This is a genomic window from Neptunomonas phycophila, from assembly GCF_001922575.1.
In the GTDB taxonomy this organism is placed as follows: Bacteria; Pseudomonadota; Gammaproteobacteria; order Pseudomonadales; family Balneatricaceae; genus Neptunomonas; species Neptunomonas phycophila.
Map to the genome: position 1 here is coordinate 168,213 of NZ_MRCI01000001.1, position 16,076 is coordinate 184,288.

Annotated in this window: 18 protein-coding genes; 2 read left to right on the forward strand and 16 right to left on the reverse strand. The window is 46.7% G+C overall.

Annotated features, from left to right (window positions below; genetic code table 11):
• Positions 1–25 precede the first annotated feature (25 nt).
• From rdgB to BS617_RS00805, 7 genes are all read right to left on the reverse strand, one after another.
• Complete coding sequence (gene rdgB / locus BS617_RS00775) at positions 26–625, reverse strand: RdgB/HAM1 family non-canonical purine NTP pyrophosphatase (RefSeq protein WP_075171026.1); 600 nt, start codon at positions 623–625, stop codon at positions 26–28.
• A gap of 13 nt (positions 626–638) precedes the next feature.
• Positions 639–1,091 (reverse strand): DUF4426 domain-containing protein, encoded by a 453-nt coding sequence (locus BS617_RS00780; RefSeq protein WP_075171027.1) that lies wholly within the window; start codon positions 1,089–1,091, stop codon positions 639–641.
• A gap of 42 nt (positions 1,092–1,133) precedes the next feature.
• Entirely contained in the window at positions 1,134–1,724 is a 591-nt protein-coding gene (metW, locus tag BS617_RS00785; RefSeq protein WP_075171028.1) for a methionine biosynthesis protein MetW, read from the reverse strand.
• Between the two features lie 2 nt (positions 1,725–1,726).
• Positions 1,727–2,902 (reverse strand): homoserine O-succinyltransferase MetX, encoded by a 1,176-nt coding sequence (metX, locus tag BS617_RS00790; RefSeq protein WP_075171029.1) that lies wholly within the window; start codon positions 2,900–2,902, stop codon positions 1,727–1,729.
• 195 nt (positions 2,903–3,097) lie between these two features.
• Positions 3,098–3,655: a YggT family protein gene (locus BS617_RS00795; protein WP_075171030.1), complete on the reverse strand. Its 558-nt coding sequence runs from the start codon at positions 3,653–3,655 to the stop codon at positions 3,098–3,100.
• Positions 3,656–3,764: 109 nt separating this feature from the next.
• Entirely contained in the window at positions 3,765–4,598 is an 834-nt protein-coding gene (proC, locus tag BS617_RS00800; RefSeq protein WP_249263556.1) for a pyrroline-5-carboxylate reductase, read from the reverse strand.
• A 77-nt stretch (positions 4,599–4,675) separates the two neighbouring features.
• The gene (locus BS617_RS00805) at positions 4,676–5,359 is read right to left on the reverse strand and encodes a YggS family pyridoxal phosphate-dependent enzyme (RefSeq protein WP_075171031.1); all 684 of its coding nucleotides are present in this window, start codon (positions 5,357–5,359) and stop codon (positions 4,676–4,678) included.
• A 117-nt stretch (positions 5,360–5,476) separates the two neighbouring features.
• On the opposite strand from BS617_RS00805, the gene BS617_RS00810 reads away from it, so the two are divergent.
• Both BS617_RS00810 and BS617_RS00815 read left to right on the forward strand, forming a co-directional pair.
• Entirely contained in the window at positions 5,477–6,511 is a 1,035-nt protein-coding gene (locus BS617_RS00810; protein WP_075171032.1) for a type IV pilus twitching motility protein PilT, read from the forward strand.
• A 33-nt stretch (positions 6,512–6,544) separates the two neighbouring features.
• Positions 6,545–7,717 carry a PilT/PilU family type 4a pilus ATPase gene (locus BS617_RS00815; protein ID WP_075171033.1) on the forward strand — a complete coding sequence of 391 codons (1,173 nt, stop codon included), beginning with the start codon at positions 6,545–6,547 and terminating at the stop codon, positions 7,715–7,717.
• A 94-nt stretch (positions 7,718–7,811) separates the two neighbouring features.
• Here BS617_RS00815 and BS617_RS00820 read toward each other — a convergent pair whose 3' ends face one another.
• From BS617_RS00820 to metK, 9 genes are all read right to left on the reverse strand, one after another.
• Entirely contained in the window at positions 7,812–9,089 is a 1,278-nt protein-coding gene (locus BS617_RS00820) for a dihydroorotase (RefSeq protein WP_075171034.1), read from the reverse strand.
• Between the two features lie 6 nt (positions 9,090–9,095).
• On the reverse strand, positions 9,096–10,094 hold the full coding sequence (locus BS617_RS00825) for an aspartate carbamoyltransferase catalytic subunit (protein WP_075171035.1): 999 nt from the start codon (positions 10,092–10,094) through the stop codon (positions 9,096–9,098).
• A gap of 14 nt (positions 10,095–10,108) precedes the next feature.
• Positions 10,109–10,624 (reverse strand): bifunctional pyr operon transcriptional regulator/uracil phosphoribosyltransferase PyrR, encoded by a 516-nt coding sequence (gene pyrR, locus BS617_RS00830; protein ID WP_075171036.1) that lies wholly within the window; start codon positions 10,622–10,624, stop codon positions 10,109–10,111.
• A complete protein-coding gene (ruvX, locus tag BS617_RS00835; RefSeq protein WP_075171037.1) occupies positions 10,605–11,081 on the reverse strand; it encodes a Holliday junction resolvase RuvX in 477 nt (158 codons plus the stop codon). Before ruvX ends, pyrR begins: the two co-directional genes overlap by 20 nt.
• Before the next feature lie 11 nt (positions 11,082–11,092).
• Positions 11,093–11,659 carry a YqgE/AlgH family protein gene (locus tag BS617_RS00840; RefSeq protein WP_075171038.1) on the reverse strand — a complete coding sequence of 189 codons (567 nt, stop codon included), beginning with the start codon at positions 11,657–11,659 and terminating at the stop codon, positions 11,093–11,095.
• A 39-nt stretch (positions 11,660–11,698) separates the two neighbouring features.
• Complete coding sequence (locus BS617_RS00845; RefSeq protein WP_246283306.1) at positions 11,699–12,658, reverse strand: energy transducer TonB; 960 nt, start codon at positions 12,656–12,658, stop codon at positions 11,699–11,701.
• A gap of 5 nt (positions 12,659–12,663) precedes the next feature.
• Positions 12,664–13,623 carry a glutathione synthase gene (gene gshB / locus BS617_RS00850; protein WP_075171039.1) on the reverse strand — a complete coding sequence of 320 codons (960 nt, stop codon included), beginning with the start codon at positions 13,621–13,623 and terminating at the stop codon, positions 12,664–12,666.
• Positions 13,624–13,779: 156 nt separating this feature from the next.
• Complete coding sequence (locus tag BS617_RS00855) at positions 13,780–14,508, reverse strand: 16S rRNA (uracil(1498)-N(3))-methyltransferase (protein WP_075171040.1); 729 nt, start codon at positions 14,506–14,508, stop codon at positions 13,780–13,782.
• Between the two features lie 164 nt (positions 14,509–14,672).
• Positions 14,673–15,863, reverse strand: a complete 1,191-nt coding sequence (gene metK, locus BS617_RS00860; RefSeq protein WP_075171041.1) for a methionine adenosyltransferase — start codon at positions 15,861–15,863, stop codon at positions 14,673–14,675.
• Between the last annotated feature and the right edge of the window lie 213 nt (positions 15,864–16,076).

Genomic DNA, 16,076 nt, shown 5'->3' on the forward strand with positions numbered 1-16,076 from the left:
AAGGCTTAAACGGGAAGGTTACAGCTTACAGGTAACTATCGATCTGCGCTAAAAATTGTTTAACAGCTTTACCGCGATGGCTGATGCGGTGTTTCTCCTGCGGAGATAATTGTGCCGCCGTTTGATCGGTGCCTGCCACCAAAAATAATGGATCATAACCAAAGCCAAAGGAGCCTTGAGGGGCTTCTAAAATACGGCCTTCAAGCGTGCCTTGGCAGATAAGTGGCATTGGGTCTTTAGCGTGACGCATATACACCAAAACACAACGATAACGGGCCGTTCGTTGAGGTTCGGCAACATTGGCTAAAGATTCGAGTAATTTCGCGTTATTGGCTTGGTCACCTTTGCCTGGGCCTGAGAAACGAGCAGAATAAATGCCTGGGGCACCGTTAAGTGCATCCACTTCTAGGCCCGAGTCATCGGCTAATGCAGGCAGCCCCGTTGCCTCACAGGCGTGGCGTGCTTTGATGATGGCATTTTCGACAAAGGTTAAGCCGGTTTCATCGGCATCATCAACATTCAGCAATGACTGTGGAACAACCTCAATCTGGAACTGGCTCAGAATTTCGTTAAATTCATTAAGTTTCCCCTGGTTGCCGCTGGCAAGTACGATACGGTCAGTCATAAATTTGGCCTATTTAATCGGTGAAAAACTGTTGATCAAAGCGCAGCGTGATCGCCTCTTTATTCGGGTCCGGTTGCACTGTAATCGTAAAATCGAGAGTATCCGCATCTGCAAAGGTGAAGCTAGTTAGGTAATACACTGCATCCCCTTCGTTAATGAGAGAAAAACGCAGAGCTTGAAGCTGTTGGAGGCGGTTCGTAACCTCGCCATTAATGAGTGCCTTAACGGGCTTAGGTTCTGCGTTTGCGTCTTTTTTCATGACAGCAATGTTGAGCATGGCAGAATATTTACTGCGAACAATATTGTTTGCCTGAGCTACCTCGGGTGCTATAAAGGTGCTGTTAAAGGCATTGTAATGGATGATGTACTGTTCAGTTTCTATGGTTTGTTCAGCCTGTGCCGTTGGCATAACGCTGGATATCACCACGGTTAGCGCAAGGGTAAGGTAGGTCATCATTGTTTTCATGTAGGTATCCTCGGTCTGCCTTGATGAACCGTTATTCACGCATTAACGCGTGATACGGTAAATCGCAATCTCACCGAGCATGTTGGGCCATAAATGGTTCCACCAACGGTCACGGTGCTCATTGTCTACCACGGTGCGGTTAAGAATGCGAATATTCTGGTCAACGCACAGCTTTTCAAAATCTTTAAAGGTACAAAAATGAATGTTAGGTGTGTTGTACCAAGTGTACGGTAGAAACTTCGATACAGGCATCTGGCCGCGAAAAGCAAGATAGAAGCGGGCCCGCCAGTGGCCAAAGTTAGGAAAGGTGACAATACACTCTTTGCCGATGCGCAACATTTCTTCAACAATCAAATCTGGGTGGTTCATGACTTGTAACGCTTGAGTCATGATAACTGAGTCAAAGCTACCGTCTTGCAGTGTGGCTAAGCCTTCGTCTATGTTTTTTTCGATCACATTGACTCCACGGGATATACACGTGGTTATATTGCTGTGATCAATTTCGAGACCGTAACCTCTTACCTGCTTTTGTTGGATTAGATGGTGCAATAGCTCCCCATCTCCACAGCCTAGGTCTAAGACTCGGGTCGACGGAGCAATCCACTCACGGATAATATCAAGATCGGCACGCATGATTAGGCCTCTACTTCAGCGGTTGTGGAGGATGTTGCGGGTATGTCGGCTTCTACACGTGACATATAAGCTTTTAAAATATCCATGTAGCGAGGAATAGGTAGTAAAAAGGCATCATGGCCTTGAGGGGCATTAACTTCGGCGTAGCTCACATCTTTTCCGGCGTCGATTAACGCATCTAAAATTTCACGTGAGCGCTCCGGCGAAAACCGCCAGTCTGTTGTAAAAGATACCAATAAAAATTTTGCTTTTACATGGGCTAGCGCTCTGGCTAAATCGTGCTGAGCCTCGGCTGCTGGATCAAAATAATCCAATGCTTTTGTCATTAAAAGATAGGTATTAGCATCAAATGACGTCGAAAAGCGCTCACCTTGGTATTGCAGGTATGATTCAACTTCAAACTGCGGATTGAAGTCGAACATGAGTTTACCTGTTTTCATTTCGCGGCCAAACTTATCACGCATGCCGTCGTCAGAAAGGTAAGTAATATGGCCAACCATACGGGCCAGCATGAGTCCGGTGCGCGGGACATCGTCCACATCATAGTAGCGCCCTTTGTGGAAACACGGGTCTTTTGAAATGGCCTGGCGTGCTACTTCGTTAAACGCGATATTTTGCGCCGAAAGTTTAGCCGCTGAGGCGATAACTAAGCAGTGACGTAAGCGTTCTGGGTAAGAAATAGCCCACTGTAATGCTTGCATACCCCCTAAGCTTCCTCCAACAACGGCTGCCCACTGTTGGATGCCTAAACGGTCGGCTAATCGCGCTTGGCTTTCAACCCAGTCTGTAACCGTCATCAATGGAAAGTCGGGGCCATAAGGTTTCCCTGTGGCGGGGTCTATTTGATTAGGCCCACTTGAGCCATGGCAGCCTCCTAAATTGTTTAACGAAACTACAAAAAACTTATTAGTATCAATGGCTTTTCCTGGGCCAATAGCGCTGTCCCACCAACCCGGTTTGCTATCACCTTCATGAAATCCGGCTGCGTGGTGATGGCCTGATAGGGCGTGGCAAATCAAAATGGCATTAGAGGCGTCAGCGTTTAAAGTGCCGTAGGTTTCAATCATTAAACGGTAAGCATCAAGCGTTCGCCCGCATGCTAGCGCTAGGGGTTCGGTAAAATCAATGGCTTGGGGAATGACGTAACCAATAGAGTCTGTTGGTATTTTTTGTGGCATCAGAGTGCTCCTCGACTAAAAAATAAAAAGTGAATTAGTCGGACATCACATCTCATATATAAGGAGCTTGCACCGCCGGGTAGGCAGCGGCACATGGCGCTCGTTGCAAAACGCTCTACGCTGAACGGGGTGGCTCAACGTTAAAGCTTGGTTTGTATTGTCTATATTAAGATAAGCATTCACGGCAGCCATCACTTAATACAGACGAATAATTAATTGCGCTAGTTGAGATTGAATAAGCTGAATAGCCAAAAATATAAAAATAGGCGATAGGTCAAGGCCCCCAATGGGTGGAATGACTTTTTGGAAAAGCTTAAACAGAGGCTCGGTTAATTGCATAATTAACTGTGGGGCTGGGTGGTAGCTACCCGGTGCGATCCAGCTAATAATGACTGAGCCAATCACAGCGTAAAAATAAATATTAAGGATAGCGTTAATGGTGTAAGCAACACTCGAAAGCAGGACGATTCCTAAGCCTTCTTGCAAAGCATATCCTTTAATGAGTAGAAGAACACAATAAAGGGCCACAACTAAGACAAAGGCGGTAATAAGAGGCGATATATCAATCCGTCCTACTTTTGGCAGCAGGCGTTGCAGCGGAGTCAGTACCGGCTGCGTAATTTTTACTATCGATTGGGATAGTGGGTTGTAATAGTCAGCTCCAGAAATTTGTAACAAAAAACGCACCAACATGATGTGTATGTAAAGTTGAGCGAATGTACTGATAATCAATGATATTGGATCGGTTCCCATAGCTGGATCTATCCTTTAAATAGGCCTGAGTTGTTCGCAGTATAGTGTCTTTATGGGGATGAATGAACCGTAAGCAAGTTTTCTTGGCATTACGGCTCAAACGACAAGATTACTCGCCTAATAGTTTAGCCAATTCGTGCGAGCGATCAGCACAAGCGGCCATTGCGTTTTCTACCACCTGGTCTAACTGTTGTGACTGAAAAGACAGAATGGCTTGCTCGGTTGTCCCCTTAGGAGACGCCACTTGGCGACATAGCTCAGCCGGCGTACTGTCGTTTGTGCACGCAATTTCAGCGGCGCCTCGTGCCGTTTGCAGTGTTAACTGCGTCGCCACCTCACGTGATAATCCTTGTTTTATACCGGCACTAATCATGGATTCCATGAATAAGAAGTAGTAAGCAGGCCCAGAGCCAGATACCGCGGTAATAGCGTGTAGTAACGACTCTTCATCCACCCACGCGGTTATGCCGGCAGCCGAAAGAACAGAGTCGGCTTGAGTTTTCTGCTCTTCAGATACTTGGGCGTTTGCATACAATCCACTCGCGCCCATACCCACTAATGCTGGGGTATTTGGCATACAACGAACAATGGCTTGTTGTCCCCCTAACCATTGGTTGATGCTGTCACAAGTAATGCCAGCCGCAACGGATACAAAAAGTTTGTCTTCAGTGCTAGCGGCTGACTGTAAGGGAAGTAAGACCTCTTTCAATAATTGAGGCTTGACGGCCAACACAATTAAATCAGCATTCTTTACGGCTACAGCGTTATCGTCAGTGGTATTCAGCCCTTGTGCTTTTAAGTCATCCATACGGTCTAAGGTTGGTTCACTGGCCCATATACGATCAGCGGGGAAACCTGTTTTAAGTAGGCCGCCAATAATAGCGCGTGCCATATTGCCTGCGCCGATAAATGCAAGAGTAGGTTGCTTTGCTGGCTGAGTCACAAAAAATACCTCATGGCTGTTAAAGCCGGTTATTCATTAAAAATAAAGATATGCGGTGTTTGAGCCTCGTTTCTTCTTTAAGAACGGGGTCCAAACAAGGCAGTTCCAATGCGCACCATGGTAGCACCTTCTTGAATTGCTATCTCCATATCGTTAGACATCCCCATAGAAAGGGTATCTAAGGACGGGTGCTTTTTTTGGAGCGTTTCAAAGAGGTGTTTCATACTGGCAAGTGCTTGGCGCTGCTCGGTTTTATCAGTGGTTGCTGCTGGAATAGCCATTAAGCCTCGCAGTGATAAGTTTGGCAGTTCGGCTATTTGGTTCAGCAGTGCTTCAGCTGCTTCAGGTAAACATCCTGACTTGGACAATTCGTGACTAATATTCACTTGAACGCAAATATTGAGAGCTGGCAGGTATGAAGGCCTTTGCTCTGAAAGGCGTTGAGCTATTTTTAGTCTATCGACGCTATGAACCCAATCGAAATGCTCAGCGATACTTCGACTTTTATTGGACTGTATTGGGCCAATAAAATGCCAGATTATCGGTAAATCACTAAGAGCGGCTATTTTTTCGAGTGCTTCTTGTGTGTAGTTTTCGCCAAATTGCCGTTGCCCAAGCTGATACAAACCGCGAATATCCTCGGCTGTTCGTGTTTTGCTCACAGCTAACAGAGTAACAGCGTTGGCGTCACGTCCTGCTTTTTGTGTGGCCAGTTTGATTTGCTGGCCTATGCTTGAGTAGTTCTCTGCTATGCTTGACATAAGGTCGTATTCAAAAACAGTATTCTTTGGTTAAATGGTCACATATTGTGTGGTAATGCTTCTACCTATTTTGAAGTAAGCCAAGGAAATAAGTAAGCCCTAGGTGTATAAGAAACAATGGATATTACAGAACTTCTCTCATTTACAGTACAGCAGGGCGCGTCTGACCTGCACATCACAGCGGGTATGCCACCTATGATTCGTGTTGATGGTGACGTCCGACGAATTAAGTTGCCAGCCTTAGAGCATAAGCAGGTCCACACACTTATCTATGACATCATGAATGATAAAATCCGCAAACAGTATGAAGATACAATGGAGGCGGATTTTTCGTTTGAAGTGCCCGGTTTAGCGCGGTTTCGTGTCAATGCATTCAACCAAAACCGCGGAGCAGCGGCTGTATTTCGTACCATCCCAAGTAAAGTAATGACCATGGAAGATTTGGGGATGGGTAAGGTTTTTCAAGACCTATCAAATGAAGCAAGGGGTTTAGTACTAGTGACAGGCCCAACCGGTTCAGGTAAAAGTACAACGTTAGCGGCGATGATTGACTATGTGAACGATCACCGGTCGGATCATATTTTAACTATTGAAGATCCCATCGAGTTTGTACACGAAAGTAAAAAATGCCTTATTAACCAGCGAGAAGTACATCGCGATACGCAAAGCTTTTCGAATGCGTTGCGCTCAGCGTTGCGTGAAGACCCGGATGTTATCCTTGTGGGTGAGATGCGAGACCTTGAAACGATTCGTTTAGCGCTAACCGCGGCCGAAACGGGGCATTTAGTGTTTGGTACTTTGCATACGACATCTGCAGCTAAAACCATTGACCGGATTATTGACGTTTTCCCTGCGGCCGAAAAAGATATGGTTCGCTCTATGTTGTCTGAATCCTTACAAGGGGTTATTTCTCAAACATTATTGAAAAAAACTAATGGTGGTCGTGTGGCTGCTCATGAAATAATGATTGGCACTCCTGCGATTCGCAACCTTATCCGTGAGGATAAAGTGGCACAAATGTATTCTTCAATACAAACAGGCGCGTCTCATGGAATGAAAACGCTTGATCAGTCGTTGACTGAATTAGTACAAAAAGGCCAAATTACTCGTGAAGTAGCTCGTGCTAAGGCAAAGAACCCACAAGCATTTTAAGTGGCCTAATTAGATATAACTGGAGATCCAATAGTGGAGTTTACACAGCTACTCAAAGTCATGATTGAGCGCGGTGCGTCAGATTTATTTGTCTCGGCAGGCGCGCGTCCTAGCATCAAGGTTGATGGCACGGTTAAGCCGCTTACCAAAGAACCTTTGAAGCCTTCGCAAGCTAGATCGCTGGTTTACTCAACTATGAATGATAAGCAAATTGCAGAGTACGAAAGCACGCACGAGTGTAACTTTGCAATTAGCGCACCGGGGCTAGGGCGTTTTCGGGTCAGTGCTTATGTTCAACGTAACACGCCAGGCATGGTGTTGCGTCGCATAAATACGCACATCCCCAATTTCGAAGAACTGAATTTACCGCCGGTTATGAAAGATCTAGCCATGACTAAACGCGGTTTGATTCTTTTCGTGGGTGGTACATCAACCGGTAAATCTACCTCCTTAGCGTCGATGATCGATTATCGAAATCGCCATAGCCGTGGCCATATCATCACGATAGAAGATCCAATTGAGTATATTCACGAGCACAAAGAAAGCATAGTGACTCAACGGGAAGTTGGCATTGATACGGACTCGTTCGAGATTGCTTTGAGAAACACTTTGCGTCAGGCTCCTGATGTTATTTTGATGGGCGAAATTCGTACGCGTGAGCTAATGAAGTACGGTTTGTCGTTTGCCGAAACGGGCCACTTATGCATGGCGACCTTGCATGCTAACAATGCCAACCAAGCACTGGATCGCATTATTAGCTTCTTCCCGCCTGAGCACCATGATCAAGTGTGGATGGAGTTATCTCTTAATTTAAAAGCCATCGTGGCACAGCAATTGTTGCCAACCAAAGATGGTAAAGGGCGTCGAGCTGCTATCGAAGTTATGATTTGTACGCCGCTTATTCAGGATATGATCCGTAAAGGGGAAGTCCATGAAATTAAAGAGATCATGAAGAAGTCGACTAATTTGGGTATGCAAACCTTTGATCAGGCTTTGTATGAGCTTTATCGTGAAGGAACTATCAACTACGATACCGCTCTGGCGCATGCCGATTCCGCGAACGATTTACGCTTAATGATTAAGCTAAATGCTGATACAAATCCCGAATTAAATGCGGCCGCCACCACAGAAAATGACTCGCTTTTCTTACAAGAGGATGAGGATTATATGAATATGTCAGGTGATTTGGAGATTCGAAACCTGTAACAGATTCACATGTTATGCTCTTAAATAGATAGTAATAAAAAACGCGCTTAAGGCGCGTTTTTTATTGGCTTGCATAAGCGTCAAAATAAATGCCTTACAAAGCTTGATACACCAGTTCACCGTTAACCAGAGTATGAGTGACTTTCCCTTTTAGTGGCACGCCGATGAAAGGTGTGTTCTTACCTGCTGATACGCAGTTCTCTGGGGATAGCTCCCACGTTAGTTCGGGATCGAAGATGCAAATATCGGCTATATCGCCAATGGCAAGGGAACCTCGGTTAATATCAAGGATTTGAGCCGGTGAACTGGTAAGCTTTTCAATGAGTTGCGCTAGGGATAACAACTGCTGCTCTACTAACATTAAGCCAAGAGGTAACAAGGTCTCCAGCCCTGATATTCCGGGTTCTGTTGCGGCGAAGGGAGCCTGTTTAGCGGCAGGGTCATGAGGCTGGTGGTCGGAACAAATAGCTTGTATGCCATCGGTGACTAAGGCGTGGAGTAAGCCTGCACGGTCCAGTTGGCTGCGCAATGGCGGTATAACGTGAAACAAGCTGTTAAAGCCATTAACGTTTTCATCAGTCAGTAGCAAATGATGTATGGCAACATCGGCGGTAACATTTAAGCCGCGTTTGCGAGCCTCTATCACCATGCGCGTAGAGTGCTCAGATGAAAGTTGCCCAAAGTGGGCACGAACGCCCGTTTGCTCAACGAGTAATAAACAGCGAGAGACTTCAACTGTTTCCGCGGTTTCTGGTATACCCGTTAAACCTAGACGGGTACAGGTAATGTCATCATGCATACAACCTTTGCCGGCTAAGTCTTTATCTTGGGGATGGAAGATCACTAAGAAGTCATGGGTGGCCGCGTATTCTAGGCAGCGTAATAGTACAAGAGAGTTGCTGATTTGCTCGCGACCGTTACTGAAGGCCACGCAGCCTGAACGTGCTAAAGCATGCATCGGTGCGAGCTGTTCTGATTTCAAACCCTGTGTCAGAGCGCCCACTGGTAAAATATTAGCTAACCCTGTGGCTTGCGCGCGATCTAGAATGAGTTCGGCAACGGCAGGGGAGTCGACAACAGGGCTGGTTGTTGGTGGGCACACCATGGTCGTAATCCCGCTCGCGACTGCAGCGGCAGACTCAGATGCAATGGTTGCTTTTTGGGTTTGCCCTGGTTCACGTAAATGGGTATTCATATCGATGAGCCCAGGGGTAACAACTAGCCCCGTTGCATCAATAGTTTTAGTTGGAGGTACATCAATTGCTGGTGTTTGGTCGATGCTAACGACTTTGCCGTTATCGATGTACAGATCGCAGACTTGGTCGATTTGATGTTTAGGGTCTATAAGTCGACCATTTTTGATTAATAACATAACAAGTTAAGCCTCTACCACATTGTTCTTTTCGGCGGTTTGGCCGCTCATCGCCATCGACATAACAGCCATGCGCACGGCTATTCCGTTTGTTACTTGATCAAGAATTAACGATCGGGGCCCATCGGCTACCGCTGATTCTATTTCAACGCCGCGATTGATAGGGCCCGGGTGCATAACAACAGCATCGGGTTTTGCGTTGGTTAGTTTTTCGTTTGTTAAGCCGTATAGTCGGTAAAATTCAGACTCGCTGGGTAGTAAAGCACTTTGCATTCGTTCTTTTTGCAAACGCAGCATGATCACGACATCAACGTCTTTTAATCCTTGGTTCATGTCAGTAAAGACGCGTACACCAAGCATTTCTATATGTTTGGGTAAGAGTGTGGTGGGGGCAATGACTCGTACTTCTGCCGCCCCCAGCGTTAGCAATGCATGTATCTGAGAGCGTGCCACACGAGAGTGGAGAATGTCCCCAACAATTGCCACGACAAGCGGTTCAAATTGACCCTTGTGGCGACGAATAGTCAGCATGTCTAGCATGGCTTGCGTTGGATGGGCATGTCGTCCATCTCCCGCGTTGATGACGGCAACATTAGGCGTGACTTGCTCAGCAATGAAATGGGCTGCACCGCTATCTGAGTGGCGTACGACAAACATGTCTGTTTGCATTGCCTCTAACGTTTGCAACGTGTCTTTGAGCGTTTCACCTTTAGATGTTGATGACGTGCTGATGTTGAGGTTTAGCACGTCAGCTGACAGGCGTTTGGCGGCTAACTCAAATGTACTTAGTGTGCGTGTGCTAGCCTCGAAGAAGAGGTTGGCTACGGTCTTGCCACGAAGCAGCGGCACTTTTTTGACTTGTTGGGCACCCATGCCGACGAATGAGTCAGCTGTGTCTAAAATTTCGGTCAATAGAGGTTTAGATAGACCTTCAACGGTGATGAAGTGTTTGAGTTGGCCTTCTTGGTTCAATTGAACGCTGTAGGCATCTTTTAGTTCGAACATGGTGCGCTCCGGCCTTAAGTCATTGGTTTTTGTCGGATTTCTAATGCTAAAGGTGTCGGGCCTAGCAGTTTTACTTGCTGGTTAGGTCCAAGCGATAGCGTGCCCCCTGAAACGTCCGCCTGTATGGGAAGCTCACGGCGTTGCAAGTCCAATAATGTGACCAGTGTGACTGAGGCTGGACGTCCATAATCAAACAGCTCGTTAAGAGCGGCGCGAATGGTTCGACCGCTCATAATGACATCATCCACTAAAATAATGTCACGGCCTTCGGTGGCGTCAGGTAAATTTGACGCTTGTACAGAAGGGTTGAGGCCTATTTGCGAGAAATCATCTCTGTAGAACGAAATGTCCAGAGTGCCCATCGTTTGCTGTGCATCCAGTGCGCTATGCAAACGCTCAGCAATCCATACACCACCGGTGTGAATGCCAATAATGTAGGGGTCGTTAATTTCACGGTGTTGTAATAATTGGTTCAGCTCGTCGATCATTTTGTCCAACAAAGAATCGACGTTAAGAGTTCCCGAGACCATAAAGATCCTCCAGACGGGTATGGCTTGGAATACGCTGCGATGAGTTTAGCCAGCCATCAAAAATGATTTGAGCGGCTAAGCCATCGACAGACTCCTTCTTGAAATTGTTACTACCGCCCTTGCTGTAATGGATTTCTTTTGCCTCGTTGGTAGAGAGACGCTCGTCCATCAAAAAGCAAGGGAGTTGAAAACGGTCTTGTATGCGGTTGGCGAACTTGCGTGCGCGGCGCGACATTTCGCTGATAGTACCGTCCATGTTAAGTGGGATACCGACAACTAAAATGTCAGGTTGCCATTCATTGATGAGTTTTTCGAGAGAAGGCCAATCAGGGGTGCCTTCTTTAGCAAAAACAGGTGTTAATGCGGTTGATGTACCTGTAAATGTCTGGCCTGCTGCGACGCCTATTCTGCGCGTGCCGAAATCAAAGGCCAGCACACATTGGCTGGTTGCAGTCATGAGTTATCTATTTAGGCGCGGCCGCTATGAGCGGTCAGCAAATTAAGATTCACGCCCAGCAGGGCGGCGGCCGCCTGCATACGTTCGCCAGCAGGCATATTGAACATTATATCGGAATTTGCAGGACAGCTTAACCAGACATTGTTACTAATTTCTTCTTCAAGTTGTCCAGCACCCCATCCTGCATAACCAATGGCGATTAAGGCCTCAGCTGAACCATGACTTGAAATGGCTTCAAGAATATCAAGCGAAGTGGTGAGTTGGATCTCGTCAGATATCTTATAGGTGGATAACCACGGGTCGCCCAGATAAGGGCGGTGTAAAACAAAACCCCTATCGCTTTGAACCGGGCCTCCAGCGTAAACGGATGTGGCTTGTTGATACTTGCCTGTCTTCATATCCAAATGCGTTAGCATTTCACTTAACGTGAGGGCTAAGGGCTGGTTAATTACGAGCCCCATTGCTCCGTATTCACTGTGATCACACAAATAGATAATGGTTTTAGCAAAACCATCGTCTTGAAGGTGAGGCATGGAGATTAAAAAGTGATCTCGCAAACAGGTTTGTTTTTTATTCATGGTTCTTTGCACGCACACTCTTAGACTGACCCATTAGGTTTAGTACAAGTGTGTGTTTTTCTCAAATTTCCACGTGCGTATGATTTCAAGAATATCAGTGCGTTTGCGCATTTCTGGTGTAAATGGTTGGAAAGGAGATGCTAGGCGCACGATGCGTATAGCCGCATCATCGAGGATTTTGTGGCCTGATGACTGCAGAATCTCGACACTTTTGAGGCTGCCATCAGGAAGAATAGCAACCATTAAGCGCAATGTGCCGAATACGCCGCGACTACGAGCTTCTTCAGGGTAATTTAAGTTCCCCACATTTTCGATACGCTTTCGCCAGTTGTTGAGATACACAGCATCATCATAAGCGGCGGTGGATACTGACGTTAGGCGTTTGATACGGGGCCATGCCGCTAGCTCTTCTTCTTGTAATCTTACTTCGGCCTGTAAGTTGGCAATTTCGAGTGAACGCGCCAATAGTGACGTTGACTGTCCTGCTTTAGGAGCGCTGCTAGCTTGTTGTGTTTTTTTGGGTTTTACTGATTCTTTCTTTTGTTTGGATTTTTGGGTAGTAACAACCGTTTGAGAAGGCTTGCTGCTCTCTTTTTCAGGGCCCGCCTCAGGTGCTTTAGTAGTGGCCGGCGTTGGAGGCTCCGGTGTTATTTCTTCGGCGGGCTCAGCGTTAGTCGGTAGAGCCGATTGATTGCGAATCCGATCGTCTTCAAAATTGGATTGTTGAGTTGTTGATAAAATTCGCTTTTCTTCCTGAGTACCGCTGCCTTCTTGGTTACTTTGCGCTAAAAAGTCAGGGTCTTTGGGGGCCTCTTTAGCGGCGTGCTTGGCTAGTGTAATTTCTAGCGTATGAACGGGCGGTGGTGTGTCAGTGGTAATAAAGCTGCTACCGAATATGAAAAGAGCATGCAGCGCAATAGCGATAACGAGGGCTAAGCCGAGCTTATCCATTGAGCCTAATCGTGTTGGGGTGTTGGTCTCGTTTGTCGCTACTGACACAAAAGTTACGCCTGCTTAGAATGAATAGTCTGCTCAATTGAGTCCATTAATTGCATCGCTATATCCAAGCCAAATTGATTGTCGAGTTCGCGTATACAAGTAGGGCTAGTCACATTAATTTCAGTGAGATAGTCGCCAATAACGTCCAGTCCGACAAACAATAAACCTTTTGCTCTTAGGGTGGGGCCTACTTGTTCACAAATCCAGCGGTCACGATCAGTCAGTTCTCGGCCTTCTCCTCGGCCGCCTGCCGCTAAATTGCCGCGGGTTTCGCCCCCAGTTGGTATGCGCGCCAGCGAATGAGAAATAGGTTCTCCATTAATCATTAAAATACGCTTGTCGCCTTCGGTGATTTCGGGGATAAATTTCTGCACCATCACCATCTCACTACTGTGGGCTGTGACGGTTTCAATAATGACACCTAGATTCAGACCGTCTTCTTTAACACGGAATATAGAGGCTCCGCCCATGCCATCCAGAGGTTTTACGATGATATCGGCGTGCTCTTTGTGGAACTCACGGATTAAGTTTGGCTCGCGTGTGACCAAAACCGGCGGGCAACACTGTGGAAACTGTGTGGCGAACAGCTTCTCGTTAAAGTCGCGTAGACTTTGCGGTTTGTTGACAATAAGGGTGCCCTCTTTTTCGGCCATTTCTAGCAAGTGGGTACTGTAAATAAACTCATTATCAAATGGCGGGTCTTTACGCATTAATATAACGTCAAGATCGCTCAGGTTTGCGGTTATATAATCACCCCGTTCAAAGCAGTTTTCAGGATTCATATCCACAGTAAGGGGTGCCATTAGTGCTTTGGCTTTACCGTCGCGGCTAAATAGGTGCTTTTGCTCCATGTACCAAAGCTCCCAGCCTTTTCGCTGAGCCGCCCACAACATGGCCAGAGAGCTATCTTTTTTGAAGTTGATTTGCTCAATTGGGTCCATAACAATGCCGACTTTTAACGTCATGTGCGGTTCCTCTGTTCGGTTGGGTCTATGTTAACGATCTATGTTAACGATCTATATTTAGGGTCAATGTTAAAGGCCGGTCTTATGTGCGCGTTACTCAAATGCCTGGCTATTTACATAGGTCGTGCAGAGTGTAATGTATTCGTGCGGTCTGTCCTAGCCTAGATCACCCCATAGGTATTGAAGTATTGCTTGTGCTGCCACTGGTGCCGTTTCGGTTCGCATAACTCGCGGCCCAATGGCTACTGGTTTAAAACCAGCGGCTAAGGCCGCAGATACTTCATCTTCTGTTAGCCCTCCTTCAGGGCCAATCAATAAAGCAACAGAATCGGGACGCGGGTAATCGCCTAACGGTTGCTCTGTGTGATGATGTAAAACGAGTTTTAAATCAGCTTCAACATTGGCTAGCCAATCATCTAAGGTTTGGATGGCATTAATGGTAGGGAGTTCATTACGTAAAGATTGCTCGCATGCGCTTACGGCAACCTGTTGCCAATGTCGAATGCGTTTGTCTTGTCGCTCATTGTTTAGCTTGACCTCGCAACGTTCAGTTATGAGCGGTGTCATGCTGGCCATGCCCGTTTCCGTGGCTTTTTGAACCGCGTAATCCATCCGCTCGCCACGAGAAACTGATTGGCCTATGTGAATCGCTAATGGGCTTGAACGGCTGACATGGTGGGTATCGATAACGATGGCTTCAGCGTGGCGCTTCTCTACGTGCGTTAATTCGCATAGATGTTCTGCGCCGTCTCCGTTAAATAAGGTGATTTGTTGGCCGGCTTTCATGCGTAATACGCGAGCAACATGTTGAGTCACCTCATCGCTGAGAGAAAAGGCTTCGCCTTGACGAATGTCGGTTGATTCATAAAAACGAGGTATGCGCATGTAGGCGTCCAAGTAAAGCAGAGTATAAGGAGTGCTTATTTTAAAGTGGCTCGCATCTGATAATCAAATGCTTAACAAACTCGTATTGAGTTAATGGTTTGTAGGCAAAAAAAAGGTGCCTGTAAGCACCTTTTTATCAGAGTCTCATCGAAAGTCGTATTGGTTTATAAACCGGCGTCGGCTTTCAGGGCTTCTACTTTATCTGTTCGTTCCCATGTGAAAGTGGTGAACGTATCGCCATTCACTGAGACTTCTTCTGGCTCGCGGCCAAAGTGTCCGTATGCGGCAGTCAATTGGTACATAGGGTGCAACAAATCTAGCATGCGTGTTATTGCATTAGGACGTAGATCAAAGTGACGGCGAATCAGCTCGATGATTTTGTCATCAGAGATTTTACCAGTACCAAATGTGTTGATAGATACAGAAGTTGGCTCGGCTACACCGATGGCGTATGACACTTGAATTTCACAGCGGTCAGCTAAACCAGCCGCTACGATGTTTTTAGCCACATAACGGCCTGCATAAGCAGCAGAACGATCCACTTTGGAAGGGTCTTTTCCTGAGAACGCGCCGCCACCGTGGCGAGCCATACCGCCATAGGTATCAACAATAATCTTACGGCCTGTTAAGCCGCAGTCGCCCACTGGGCCGCCGATAACGAATTTGCCAGTTGGGTTGATATGGAATTGGGTATCTTTCGTAATCCACTCAGCTGGCAAAACATGCTTGATGATGAGTTCCATTACCGCTTCACGCAGATCAGCCTGGCTTACGTCAGGGCTGTGCTGAGTCGATAATACAACAGCGTCGATTCCCGATGGCTTACCGTTTTCGTAACGGAAAGTTACTTGCGATTTTGCATCAGGGCGTAACCAAGGCAAGAGGCCTGATTTGCGAGCTTCAGCTTGACGCTCAACTAAGCGATGCGCAAAGGTGATAGGTGCAGGCATTAATACATCGGTTTCGTTTGAAGCATAACCGAACATTAAGCCTTGGTCGCCAGCGCCTTGGTCTTCAGGGCGAGAGCGGTCAACACCTTGAGCGATCTCAACCGATTGCTTACCGATAATGTTGATTACACCACATGTCTCGCCGTCGTAACCGACTTCAGATGACGTGTAACCTATGTCGCAGATGACTTTACGCACGAGGTCTTCAAGATCGATCCAGGCGGACGTTGAAATTTCGCCAGACACAACCGCAACGCCGGTTTTAACCAAAGTTTCACAAGCTACGCGTGCATGCTTGTCTTCGCTAATGATCGCATCCAGAACCGCATCAGAGATTTGATCGGCAATTTTGTCGGGATGGCCTTCAGAGACGGATTCTGAAGTAAATAAGCTATATTCGCTCATTGGCTGTTTTTGTCCTCGTAATACATGTAAAAGTCAGGGATGAAATCGATACCCTGTCGTTTTTGGAATGGCACATAGTTTACCGTTCTCGATCAACAGATGCACAATTTTCGCTTTGCTTTTTTGATGAAAGTTTGTTGAGTCAGAGTGAAATGCACTCATTTTGCGCAAAATAACGTTTTTTCATTGAAGCGAGCCGTTATCTGCGAGAAA